This window comes from Ornithinicoccus sp., assembly GCF_057176825.1.
Map to the genome: position 1 here is coordinate 2,653,847 of NZ_CM169976.1, position 12,089 is coordinate 2,665,935.

Genomic DNA, 12,089 nt, shown 5'->3' on the forward strand with positions numbered 1-12,089 from the left:
CCACACGTGACCGCACTCGGCGCACCGGTACCGGCGCACCGTGACCAGCAGGGTGGTGGGACGCCACCCGAACGGCGCGTGCGCGAGCCGACTGGACGACGGTGTCCCTGGCCACGCCCTGGCAGCCGCACCGGCTGGCACCAGTCGTCGGGGTCCACGACCCGACACTTCAAGCACGGCGCGGTCGGGCTCGAGCAACTGGCCGGTCGACCTCCAGGCCGAGGCTCGTCCAGGCGGGTGAAGGTGGTCAGGTCAGGAGCAGCGCGAAGGTAGTAGCGTCAGGCACGTCGAGGTCTTTCGGATGGGCGGTGTGAGAACTCCCATCATCGGAAGACCTCGACCCTCATCCAGCGAGCGACGCGCGGACGACCGTTACACCCTCAACTGCGAAGAGCCAGAAAAGCCCCCGCCAATCCCTAAGGACGGCGGGGCGTGATGCGCTCAATTTACCTCATCGCCACCCGCTCCCGTCAGTCGACGTCAACCGGCTCTAGAAGCACTTGCGCCGCATCCACCGTTTTCGCGCCAACCAGCCCTTCGAGTTTCGCCTTGAGGAAGGCGCGACGCTTCTCGATGAAGTCCTTGTAGTCCGCGAAGTCCAAGCTGGTTCCGGCGGGAATGAGTGGGTCGAGGGCTGTCTTGCCGAGCCTAGGCTCAAGCCAATCCGCCAGCGGCTGGTCCTGTTTGGAGGTGTTCTCGCTTTCGGTGAGCAGCCAGAGGTTGCTCACGCCGTTCCAGTTCTCGCGGTCCTCGAAGAAGGCACGCAGGTCCGGGTTTCCCGTGAGGAACTCGCGCTTGTCCAAGCGGTCCTTGCCGAAGTCGGCGGCCGGGTGAAGATGGTCGGCGTGCAGTATCTGCTGGATGTCGACGTCCGGCTGAAGCAGCGCGAGAATCGAGTAGCAGTTGGGGTCGTCCTTCTGAGTGGCAAGCAGCCTGTCGACGAAGACGTCATCGAAAGTGAGGTCCCGCGCCGTTCCCCTGTAGCCCGCCAGGATGTGGTCGAGCGGGAATCCGTCGGCGTCATCAAGGTGGTCGCGGATCACCCGACGTAGGCTGGTCAGCAGTGAGTCCGCCGCGCGACCGAAAACGGAGCGAAGTATCGACATCAGTAGCCACTTCCTCATCTTGGTTCGCTCGTCTTGGTGGGCGATCGGCTTGTTGATCGTGGAGAATAGGCCACGAGCACCTGACGCCGGATCCCGCCCCTTGTGGAACAGGTAGTAGGCGATCGGAAGTACTGCGTTCTTGGCGCGCAGGGATGCATCGTTGAGGCCGAACGATGCGATCATGCGGAAGGACTCGACAAGTGAGTCTCTGATGTCGTCCCAGGCCACGCGAATCTTCGCCACGTTAGACGCATCAAAGTTGCGTGCCTGAAACCTGACATCGGCGTCCGTGATCATCACGGCGGCCTTCATGACCAGGTCGCGGTCGATGGAGAAGCCGAACGCGGTTCGGACCAAGTTCACAAGCTCGTCGACGCGGTCACGGGCATCCTCCCAGTTCGCCGACATGATCGACATAAGGAGGTCGGAGAACCGCAACGGCGTGCCGCCCTCATTCGTTCGGATGAAGATATCGAGGACACGGCCGATATCCTGGCTCTCCTCTACGAAGTAGTTCAGGATCGCCTCACGACGGACCGCGAAGTAGAGGCGACGGAGCGTCTTACGCGCGAACCTGTTGTCTCCATGACCGAGTCCATCGAGGTAGTCCATCACATGGTCGACGATTTCGTCATCGGTCTCGACCGTCGGAAATTGGAGAATCTGACCGACCTCAAACCACAAGTTCTCCGAATCGGTCGACTTCTTGGCCACACCGTCGGCCGTGAGGAACTGGAAGTCGTAGATCAACTGGTCGTCGTTGCGCTCTGGGTCCAACGGAGCCGCGAGGTTTAGATAGAGCGTGCGAGGCGGCAGCACGGCCGGGTCGTATGCCTTCGGCCACCAAGCACGGTGCTTCTTGACGCTGTAAGTACCCTTCAGCCCGATATAGAGCGAGGTCAGACGCTGCTGCCCGTCGATCACGGCGTAGAACTCGCCGTGACCTTTGGTATCGAAGTCGGGGTTGTTCTCGGCGAAGCGATCGACATACTTGGTCAGGAACTCATAGAACCGGAAGCCATCTCGAATCTCGGCCGAGTCGACCTTCCAGAGCATCAGGCTGTTGACTGGGTAGTGCTGCATGATTGAGTCGAATAGGCGGCATACCTGGCCCATGTCCCAGGTGAACTTACGCTGGATCGACGGCAGAAGGTACCGACGCTCGGCAATGTTCCTGATCGCAGCCTCAACCGTGATCGCCTTCTCGTATCCGCCTGCCATGAGCTGCCGTCCTCTCGACCACCTGGTGCCGTGCAATCATTCCACGCAGCCCCGTCGGGCACGGCGCAAGCCCTCTACCTGAACCGCTTCAGTGACGTCGCCACCAACCCGAGAGGCACGACCTACGCCTACGTAATCTGCTCGGGCCGTACAGCGAAGACCAATACCGCCGCCCCGCTGCCGAGGTCGACGCCGCGTTTGACGAGCGCGGGGCGGGACACGATCAGGAGTTCGCCGACCTCACCGCGAACCCAGCACGCTGAGACGGCCACAGCTCCTCGCGGCGCGCTTCGCCGAGGCCATCGCCCTTCCCAGGCGCAAGCGCCACCAGGACCGCATCTGCGCCGAGCTCGCGGAGGTCGACCGCCGCCTGGGTGGGCCCGGCCAACCAGGCGTTCTACACACGCGTGGAAGTCGCCACAGACGAGCATCTACGCCCGGTACTAGCCGAGCCGTTCGCCACCATCGTCGGCGAGACGCGAAGCAAAGAGACGGAACACGAACACACCGCAATCTGCGATGTCGTATGTTCCCGTAAGACACGTTGGGTGGACGTGAAGGGACTCGAACCCCTGACCTCTCGCGTGTGAAGCGAACGCTCTAACCAACTGAGCTACACGTCCGTGTTGCGGCAGGTAATGTACCCCGCCGCGGCGCACCCATCCTAATCGACGGGCTCAGGCGCCGAGCAGCCCGTTCACGGGTCGCGTCGCTCCGCACCCAGCCGGGCGAAGATCTCCGCCGCGCGGGCGGTGACCGGGCCGGGCCCACCCCCCAGTTCGCGCTCGGGCAGCTCTGCCGCGGGCAGGTGCCCGGCCAGGGTGTCGACCCCTGCGGCGACCCGGATGGTGGTCACGGCCTGGATGTCCCGGGTGCTGGAGGTAATGAATGCCTCGTCGCAGTCGGCGAGCACCGACAGCGGCAGCGCCTCCTCCCGCACCTCCAGACCCTCCTCGCGCAGCCACTCCACGGTGAGCGCTCGGGTGATGCCGGCCAGCGGCCCCGTCTCCAGGGACGGCGTGAGCACCACCCCGTCGCGGACCACGAAGATGTTGGACCCGGTGCCCTCGCACAGCTGCCCGGAGGAGTTGGCGAAGATGGCTTCGGTGCCGCCCAGCGCCTTGGCGGCGGCGAGGGCGACGACGTTCTCGGCATACGAGGTGGTCTTCAGGCCCACCGTCGCCGCCCGCTCGTTGCGCACCCAGGGCACCACGGCCACCGTCGTGCTGGCCGGACCGGGCGCCATCTCACCGGCGGTGACGATGTAGGTCAGCGGGCCGTCGAGCCGGTCCGACCCCAGCGGTCCGGGACCCCCGGTGACGGTGTAGCGCAGGCGGCCGAAACCGATGGTGCCTTCTGCGAGGACCGCGTCGATCCCCTCCTCCACCCGGGCCCGGTCCAGGGCGGGCAGTCCCAGCCCGGCAAGTGAGCGGTCCATCCGGTCGTGGTGCCGGGTCAGCGCGAAGACCGTGCCGTCGACGATCTTGGCGGTCTCGAAGACGCCGTCGCCGACCGTGACCCCGTGGTCGAGCGCGGCGATCGCCGGGCCCTCGTCGACACGTCGGCCGTCCACCCACACCCTGATCTGGTCTGTGCTCATGGGCACCAGCCTCCCACGACCCTCCGGGCGGCCGGCCCGAGGCCGGTGCAAGGGCGGCGGGCGCAACGGGTGACCTGCCTTCCCCGTTGCCGCTAGATTCGGGGCCGTGACCACGAGTCTGTACCTCGCGTCCGCGGAGTCCCGCTCCGGCAAGTCCGCCGTCGCCCTGGGCATCCTGGCCCAGTTGACCCGGTTGGGCGGACGGGTCGGGGTGTTCCGACCGATCGTGCAGGCGGACGTGACCGACCCGCTGCTGGACCTGCTGCTGCCGCACGCCAGTTCCCCGCTGCGGGTGGACGAGGCCGTGGGTGTCACCTACGACCAGGTGCACGCGGGTGCGGACGCGGCGGTCGGGGTGGTGGTTGAGCGATTCCATGCGTATGCCGAGGCGCACGACACGGTGCTCGTCGTGGGCTCGGACTTCACCGACATCCCGGGCCCGACCGAGTTCTCGGTGAACGCCGTCATCGCCGCCAACATCGGTGCGCCGATGCTGCTGGTCGTCCCGGGCATCGATCGCTCCCCCGCCGAGGTGGTCACGGCGGCCGAGCTCACCGCCCACGAGGCAAAGCTGCGGCACGGGCGGGTGCTCGCGGTGATCGCCAACCGGGTCGCCCCCGAGGACGTGGAGGGCGTGCGGTCGGGTCTGGTCGACCACTTCGGGCAGAAGGCCACCTACGTGCTGCCGGCGGACCCGGTGCTGGCGGCGCCCACGGTGCGGGACCTGATGACCGCGACCGAGGGCACCCTGCTCCTCGGTGAGGAGCCGCTGCTGGACCGCGAGGCGATGCACCTGATCGTGGCCGGGATGACGATGCCACACGTGCTGGACCGACTCGCCGAGGGGGCAGTCGTGATCTGCCCCGCTGACCGGGAGGAGGTGCTGATCGCGACGCTGCAGGCACACCGGGCGAGCACGTTCCCCAGCCTGGCCGGGATCATCCTCAACGGCGGCTTCGCCCTCAGCCCCCAGGTGCAACGCCTCGTCGACGGGCTCGGCGTGCAGTTGCCGGTCGTCACCACGGAGGGCGGCACCTTCAACACGGCGGCGGCCTGCCACAACGCCCGCCCCAGGATCGGCTCCGGCTCGCACCGCAAGAAGGACGCGGCCGTCGCGGTCGTGGAGGCGCACCTGGACGTCGCCGAGCTCCTCCCCCAGGCCGCGGAGCACGCCTCCGGCGTCGTCACCCCGCTGATGTTCGAGCACCGGCTCACCGAGTGGGCCCGGGCCGCGGATGCCCACATCGTGCTGCCCGAGGGCGCGGAGGAGCGGATCCTGCGCTCCGCCGACATCCTGCTGGCCCGGGGCGTGGCCCGGCTGACCCTCCTCGGGCAGGAGCAGGAGATCCGCGACCGGGCCACCGGCCTGGGCCTGCACCTGGACGGTGCCCAAGTGCTGGACCCCACGACGGACGAGCGGCGGGAACGCTACGCGCAGCGGTATGCCGAACTGCGGGCGCACAAGGGAGTGACGGTGGAGATGGCGCGCGACACCGTGGCCGACCCGGCCTACTTCGGCACCCTGATGGTGCTGGAAGGCGAGGCCGACGGCATGGTGTCCGGCTGCATCACCACGACCGCTCACACCATCCGCCCCGCCCTGGAGGTCATCCGCACGGTCGAGGGGGTGTCGGTCGTCTCCTCGGTCTTCTTCATGTGTCTGGCCGACCAGGTCCTGGTCTACGGCGACTGCGCGGTCAACCCGGACCCGACGGCCGAGCAACTGGCCGACATCGCGGTCTCCTCGGCCGCGACGGCCGCCCAGTTCGGGGTGGAACCCCGCGTCGCGATGCTGTCCTACTCCACGGGCGGTTCGGGCAGTGGTGCCGACGTGGAGAAGGTGCGGACCGCCACGGAGCTGGTCCGGGAACGCAGCCCGGAGCTGTCCGTCGAGGGACCCATCCAGTACGACGCCGCCGTGGACGCCGCGGTGGCCGCGACCAAGCTCAAGGACTCGACCGTCGCCGGTCGGGCGACCGTCCTGGTCTTCCCGGACCTGAACACCGGCAACAACACCTACAAGGCGGTGCAGCGCAGTGCCTCCGCTGTCGCCGTCGGGCCCGTCCTGCAGGGCCTCAACCGGCCCGTCAACGACCTGTCGCGCGGCGCCACGGTCCGCGACATCGTCAATACCGTCGCCATCACCGCGATCCAGGCAGAAGGGGCCCGCCGATGAGCGACGACCGTCCCGTCCTGGTGATCAATGCCGGGTCCTCCTCGCTGAAGTACCAACTGGTCCGGCCCGCGTCCGGGGAGTCCCTGGCGACCGGGCTGGTCGAGCGGATCGGGCTCGTCGGCGGCACGGTGCGCCACCGCGTCGGCGGGGGCGACCACCGGACGGACGTCGAGGTCCCCGACCACCACGCCGCCTTCGAGGTGCTCGCGGCCCAGTTCGCCGAGCACGGACCGGACCTGGCGCAGGAGGGCCCGGTCGCCGTCGGCCACCGCGTGGTGCACGGCGGTTCCCGCTTCGCCTCGACGGTGCGGGTGGACGCGGAGGTGCTCGACACGCTGCGCACCCTGGTGCCGCTGGCGCCGTTGCACAACCCCGGCAACATCGCCGGGATCGAGGTGGCGACGGAGGTCTTCCCGGACCTGCCGCAGGTCGCCATCTTCGACACCGCGTTCCACCAGACCATGCCGCCGGAGGCCTACACGTATGCCGTGCCCCGCTCCTGGCGGGAGGAGCACGGGGTGCGTCGCTACGGCTTCCACGGCACCTCGCACGCCTACGTCGCACGTCGCACGGCAGCCCTGCTCGGTCGGCCCGAGACCGAGGTGGCCCTCGTGGTGCTGCACCTGGGCAATGGCGCCAGCGCCACGGCCATCTTGGATGGTGCGAGCGTGGACACCACGATGGGGCTGACCCCCCTGGAGGGCCTGGTCATGGGCACCCGCGGCGGGGACCTGGACCCGGGCATCGGGGGGCACCTGGCCCGCACCGCCGGGGTCGGCATCGAGGACTTCGACCGGGCCCTGAGCAAGGAGTCGGGGCTGCTCGGCCTCACCGGGAGCAGTGACTTCCGCGAGGTGATGGCCCGCCGCGCCGCCGGCGATCCCGACGCCGCCCTGGGCTTCGACGTGGTGGTGCACCGACTGGTCCGCTACCTGGGAGGGCTGGCCCTGGTGTTGGGCCGGCTCGACGCCGTCAGCTTCACCGCGGGCGTCGGGGAGAACAACGCCGAGCTGCGGGCGGCCGTCCTGCGCAGGGCGGGCCTGCTCGGCATACTGCTGGACGAGGCGGCCAACGACGGCGCGGCCGGCGAGGCACGGATCAGCACCGCCGACAGCCCGGTCGCCGCCTTCGTCGTGCCGACCAATGAGGAGTGGGAGATCGCGCGCCAGGCCGCGGACCTGCTCGCCGCGACCTGACCGCCCTCAGAGACCTCCGCGCTCCCCCACCCGGTCCCTCCGGGGACGACGCCGACGCCCCAGCCACAGCGTGAGCGCGACGCCGCACAGCAGCCCGACGCCGAAGGCCGGGACCATGTAGTTCATCCGCCACCAGAGCATGCGCAGCCCCCACCAGGCGAGGAACAGCACCACGACGGTCAGCGCCAGTGACCACCCCGTCCGGCTCACCCGGTCACCTCCGGCCGACGCAGCATCATGCCCCTCAGACTACGGTGCCAGGATGGGCCGATGGCCACGCCTCCCGCACCGGAACCTACCGACCTCCCGCACCTGCGACGCTGCGTGGAGCTCGCCCGCGAGGCACTCCGGGCGGGCGACGAACCCTTCGGCTCGATCCTCGTGCTGGACTCGGGGGACGTCGTCTTCGAGGACCGCAACCGCGTCGCCGCCGGCGACCGCACCCGCCACCCCGAGTTCGCCGCCGCCCGGTGGGCTGCCGGGCACCTCACGGAGGCACAGCGGGCCGCGGCCACGGTGTACACCTCCGGCGAGCACTGCCCGATGTGCGCGGCCGCCCACGCCTGGGTGGGTCTGGGGCGGGTCGTGTATGCCGTGTCCTCCGCACAGCTGGTCGGCTGGCGGCGGTCGTGGGGGCTGCCGGACGGCCCGGTGAGCCCGCTGCCCATCGGGACGGTGGCCCCGGGGGCGCGCGTCGCCGGACCCGCGCCCGAGCTCGAGGACGAGATGCGGCGGCTGCACGAGGCGGCGGCCCGGCGGTCCTAGCCGACGACACCTATGCTGGGGGGAACCGCGAGACCAGGCAGGCCGAGATGATCGACTCCGCCCACGACACGACCCAGGGACACCCGCCGCCCATGTTGCTGCGCCGCGCGCTCGCGAGGGGGATCGATACCGCGCTGGCCCTGCTGCTGTCGGCGCTGGTGGTCTGGCCGCTGTCCTGGGGTGCGGCCTCCGACGTGCTCGCCGCCTCCGGCTTCAGCAACGCCCTGGACTTCCTGCGCGCCGGCCCCACCACCGCCGATGCCGGGACGGCCGCCTTCGCCGCGGCCCAGGACCTGCAACCCATCGTCGTCAGCGCCCTGCTGCTGCAGCTGGGGATCGTCTGGCTCTACGAGACCGTCTTCCTGGTGCTCGGCGGCGCGACACCCGGCAAGGGCGCGTTCCGGATGCGCGTGGTGCCGTTCGAGGGGTCCGCGGCCACCATCGCGCCGGTCCACCCGCCCGCGCACCGTTCCTGGGCCGACCGGCTGCTGCGCGGGGCGCTGCGTGCCGCCCTGGTCGTCGGTCCTCCCGCGATCGCCGTCGCGATGCTCATCGCTGCGGCACTGGGAGTGCCCGAGGCGACCGAGCTGGCCGAGGTCAGCATCGCGCTCAGCCTGGTCCTCGTCGTGGTCTGGTTCGCCGGAGGGCGCGGGGCCCACGGAATCCTCACCGGCACGACCGTCGCCCCGTTCAGCTGGCAGCAGGTGCGTCAGGCCGGGGAGGACTACCTGCGGGAGCAGACCGCCGACCCGGCCCGCCGACGGCAGGTCGCGGAGGCGGGCGAACGGGCCCGCCGGGCGGGTGAGCGACAGCTCCAGCAGCACCCCGAGGCGGGCAGCCTGCGCGACCTGCTCGCGGAGCGGTTCCCCGGCCTCGCCGAACGGGCCGAAACCTGGCTGCGCGGCACCGTCCCACTCCCGGGGCAGCAGGGGCAGGCCCCGCAGTCCAGACCCCGGGACAGCGACCCGTCCGGCCACCCCTGAGGCACACGGGGGCTGCCCCGCGTCTGCCCTGGCCGGAACGGCACCGGTTGCCTAGGGTGGGTGGATGCGGCAGACGCGGCCACGCGCGGCCTTCCGGTATGCGACCACCTGGGAGCTGCCGGCCCCTCCCGGACGCGTCTTCGCCGTCCTGTCCGACCTGTGGGCCTACCCCACCTGGTGGCCCCAGGTGCGCGGCGTCGAGCTCCTGGAGGACCGCACCGTCCGCGTCGAGGTCAGCAGCTTCCTCCCCCGCACCCTGCACGTCTCCCTGCTCCCCCGCACCGCCGATGAACTCACCGGACGGCTCGGCATCTGGGTGACCGGGGAGATGCAGGGATGGGCCCAGTGGTTGCTCAGCCCCGGTCCGGAGCCCAATTGCACGGTGGCCCGGTACCACCACGAGGTCATGACGCCCGGCAGCCGGGGGTCTGCGACTATCCTCCGCGGACCGATGTGGGTAAACCATGGCTGGCTCTTCCGGGAGGGTCACCGTGGGTTGCGTCGCCACCTGGCCGGAACGCCTGGTTGACATGCTCACCGCCAAGTTGATAATGATTCTCGCTATGATCTTGAAGCGACGCTACCTCCCCGTGTCGGTGACGGCCCTAGCCCTCACCCTCGCCGCGTGCGGCACCCAGAATCCCGACGAGTCGCACCGAGGCCGGTGCGGGACACCGCCCCGGGGCCCCGGAGTGACACCGACGACGGGGAACACAACGACAAGCACGACGACGAGCACGACCACGACGACAAGCACGAGCACGACGACGAGTCGGACACCCACGAGCTCGACCCGGCCGATGCCCGGGAGACCTCCGAGTCCGCCGGCCCCAGCCCGCGGCTGGGCATCAGCTACGACGGTGGCGTGCTCGTCGTCGATGCGATGACGCTGAAGGTTCTCGCGGACTTCCCCGCCGAGGGCTTCGTGCGGCTCAACCCGGCCGGGGACGACAGACACCTGCTGCTCACCGAGGGCGACAGCTTCCGGGTGCTGGACGCCGGCGCCTGGAGCGAGCCGCACGGTGACCACTCCCACTCCTACACGACCGAGCCCCTGCTGACCGACCTGCGCTTCGACGGCGACCACCCCGGCCACGTGGTGAACCACGCCGACCGCACGGTCCTGTTCCACGACGGGTCCGGGGCGATCGAGGTCTTCGACCCGCACGATCTCACCAGCGCGCACCTGCCCCACGTCACCGAGTTCGCCGTGCCGGAGGCGCATCACGGTGTCGCGGTCCTCCTGGAGGACGACAGCCTGCTGCACACCGTCGGCACCGAGGAGTCGCGCAGCGGCGCATTGGTCCTGGACTCCTCCGGCCGGGAGATCGCCCGCAGCGAGGAGTGCCCCGGCGTGCACGGGGAAACCGTCGCGGCCGACGAGGTGGTGGCGCTGGGATGTGAGGACGGGGTGCTGATCTTCCGGGACGGTGAGTTCCACAAGGTGGCGGCGCCCGACGACTACGGTCGCTCGGGCAACCTGGCCGGCAGCGAGCACTCCCAGGTCGTCCTTGGCGACTACAAGACCGATCCGGATGCAGAGCTCGAACGCCCCACGCAGGTGGCCCTGATCGACACCCTGTCCGGAGAGCTCCAGGTGGTCGACCTGCCTGCCAGCTACTCCTTCCGCTCCCTGGCCCGCGGCCCCGAGGGCGAGGCGTTGGTGCTCGGCACCGACGGCGCCCTACGCACTCTGGACCCCGACAGCGGCGAAGTCGTGTCGGAGACCGCGGTGGTGGCGGAGTGGGAGGAGCCCGAGGACTGGCAGGACCCCCGGCCCACGGTGCGGGTTGAGGGCGCCTTCGCCTACGTGACGGAGCCGGCCGAGCAGTCCCTGCACGTGGTCGACCTGTCCACCGGGGAGGTCATCGACCACGCCGAACTCCCCGTGGTGCCGAACGAGCTGGCCTCGGTCAGCGGCTGAGGGCCCTGGCTGTCCCGTCTAGTTGTCGGTCTCCCCGGCGGCCTTGCCGCCGGGGCTGTGCCGTCGGAACCACCCCGCGACGAGGGCACCCGAGAGGTTGTGCCAGACCGAGAACACGGCACCGGGCAGGGCTGCCGCCGGAGTGAAGAACGTGGTGGCCAGACCCGAGGCGAGACCGGAGTTCTGCATCCCGACCTCGATGGCCATGGTGCGCGCGCTGAGCTCGGTCTGCCCGGTGAGTCGGCCGAAGCCGTACCCGAGCAGGATGCCGAATCCGTTGTGCAGGATGACGGCGACCGCCACGATCAACCCCGCCTCCAGGAGTTGGTCGGCGGACAACGAGACCACGATCGCGACCACCATGCAGATCACCGCGACGGAGAACCAGGGCATCACCGGGAGCACCTTCTGCACCACGCGGGGCAGCGCGAGCCGGATGACGAGACCCAGGATGACCGGGATGAGCACGATCTGCACGATGGTGGTCGCCATCCCCGCGCCGTCCACCGGGAGCCGCTCGCCCACCAGCCAGAGCGTGAGCAACGGCGTCATCACGGGGGCGAGCAGGGTCGAGACCGAGGTCATGGCCACCGACAGGGCGGTGTCGGCACGGGCCAAGTAGGCGACCACGTTGCTCGCCGTGCCACCCGGGACGCACCCCACCAGAATCACGCCGACGGCCAGCTCGTCCGAGAGGCCGAGCGCCTTGGCCACCCCCCACCCGACGAGCGGCATCACGGCATACTGCGCGAAGACGCCCAACAGGACCGGTAGCGGCCGGGTGAGGACGAGCTTGAAGTCCGGCAGCGTCAGGGTCAGCCCCATCCCGAACATGATCACGCCCAGCAGGGGGGTGATCAGGCCGGACTGGGTGGAGATGGAGTCGGCCCCGAAGTAGCCGACCACCCCGGCCAGCAGCACCAGGAGCGGGAAGATCGTCACCGCCCGGTAGGCGCTGCGGTCCTCCGCCGGGGTGGGTCCAGGGCGCTGTGTCATCTGCTGGCCAGTCACGGCCACACACTGTGCCACGCACGGGCCGTGGCGTCAGCACGACGCGCGGGAGGCCCGCACCTCCCGGTGCGGGCCTCCCGATCGTGGTGGGGACTGAGTCCCCGGGA

The 12,089-nt window shown here is 69.9% G+C and carries 10 protein-coding genes and 1 tRNA gene; 6 read left to right on the forward strand and 5 right to left on the reverse strand.

Translation table 11 applies throughout. From position 1 onward, the window contains the following. Window positions 1–470 precede the first annotated feature (470 nt). The 3 genes from AC1QRC_RS13245 to AC1QRC_RS13255 all read right to left on the reverse strand — a co-directional run bounded on the left by AC1QRC_RS13245 (window position 471) and on the right by AC1QRC_RS13255 (window position 3,927). A complete protein-coding gene (locus AC1QRC_RS13245) occupies window positions 471–2,327 on the reverse strand; it encodes a DUF262 domain-containing protein (protein WP_484203759.1) in 1,857 nt (618 codons plus the stop codon). Between the two features lie 549 nt (window positions 2,328–2,876). Further along, window positions 2,877–2,950 (reverse strand) — tRNA-Val (locus AC1QRC_RS13250). A 74-nt stretch (window positions 2,951–3,024) separates the two neighbouring features. Then, the gene (locus AC1QRC_RS13255; RefSeq protein WP_484203760.1) at window positions 3,025–3,927 is read right to left on the reverse strand and encodes an aminotransferase class IV; all 903 of its coding nucleotides are present in this window, start codon (window positions 3,925–3,927) and stop codon (window positions 3,025–3,027) included. A gap of 106 nt (window positions 3,928–4,033) precedes the next feature. On the opposite strand from AC1QRC_RS13255, the gene pta reads away from it, so the two are divergent. Both pta and AC1QRC_RS13265 read left to right on the forward strand, forming a co-directional pair. Beyond that, window positions 4,034–6,103, forward strand: coding sequence for a phosphate acetyltransferase (gene pta, locus AC1QRC_RS13260; RefSeq protein WP_484203761.1), 2,070 nt, complete (start codon window positions 4,034–4,036; stop codon window positions 6,101–6,103). Then, window positions 6,100–7,299, forward strand: coding sequence for an acetate/propionate family kinase (locus tag AC1QRC_RS13265; protein ID WP_484203762.1), 1,200 nt, complete (start codon window positions 6,100–6,102; stop codon window positions 7,297–7,299). The genes pta and AC1QRC_RS13265 overlap by 4 nt, the downstream gene beginning before the upstream one ends. A gap of 6 nt (window positions 7,300–7,305) precedes the next feature. On the opposite strand, the gene AC1QRC_RS13270 is transcribed toward AC1QRC_RS13265, so the two are convergent. Continuing rightward, the gene (locus AC1QRC_RS13270; RefSeq protein WP_484203763.1) at window positions 7,306–7,509 is read right to left on the reverse strand and encodes a hypothetical protein; all 204 of its coding nucleotides are present in this window, start codon (window positions 7,507–7,509) and stop codon (window positions 7,306–7,308) included. 60 nt (window positions 7,510–7,569) lie between these two features. On the opposite strand from AC1QRC_RS13270, the gene AC1QRC_RS13275 reads away from it, so the two are divergent. From AC1QRC_RS13275 to aztD, 4 genes are all read left to right on the forward strand, one after another. Next, complete coding sequence (locus AC1QRC_RS13275; protein ID WP_484203764.1) at window positions 7,570–8,064, forward strand: nucleoside deaminase; 495 nt, start codon at window positions 7,570–7,572, stop codon at window positions 8,062–8,064. Window positions 8,065–8,111: 47 nt separating this feature from the next. After that, on the forward strand, window positions 8,112–9,047 hold the full coding sequence (locus AC1QRC_RS13280) for an RDD family protein (RefSeq protein WP_484203765.1): 936 nt from the start codon (window positions 8,112–8,114) through the stop codon (window positions 9,045–9,047). A 64-nt stretch (window positions 9,048–9,111) separates the two neighbouring features. Next, window positions 9,112–9,576, forward strand: coding sequence for an SRPBCC family protein (locus tag AC1QRC_RS13285; RefSeq protein WP_484203766.1), 465 nt, complete (start codon window positions 9,112–9,114; stop codon window positions 9,574–9,576). 135 nt (window positions 9,577–9,711) lie between these two features. Further along, window positions 9,712–10,971 carry a zinc metallochaperone AztD gene (aztD, locus tag AC1QRC_RS13290; protein ID WP_484203767.1) on the forward strand — a complete coding sequence of 420 codons (1,260 nt, stop codon included), beginning with the start codon at window positions 9,712–9,714 and terminating at the stop codon, window positions 10,969–10,971. An 18-nt stretch (window positions 10,972–10,989) separates the two neighbouring features. Here aztD and AC1QRC_RS13295 read toward each other — a convergent pair whose 3' ends face one another. Next, the gene (locus tag AC1QRC_RS13295; protein ID WP_484206643.1) at window positions 10,990–11,967 is read right to left on the reverse strand and encodes a bile acid:sodium symporter family protein; all 978 of its coding nucleotides are present in this window, start codon (window positions 11,965–11,967) and stop codon (window positions 10,990–10,992) included. Window positions 11,968–12,089 lie beyond the last annotated feature (122 nt).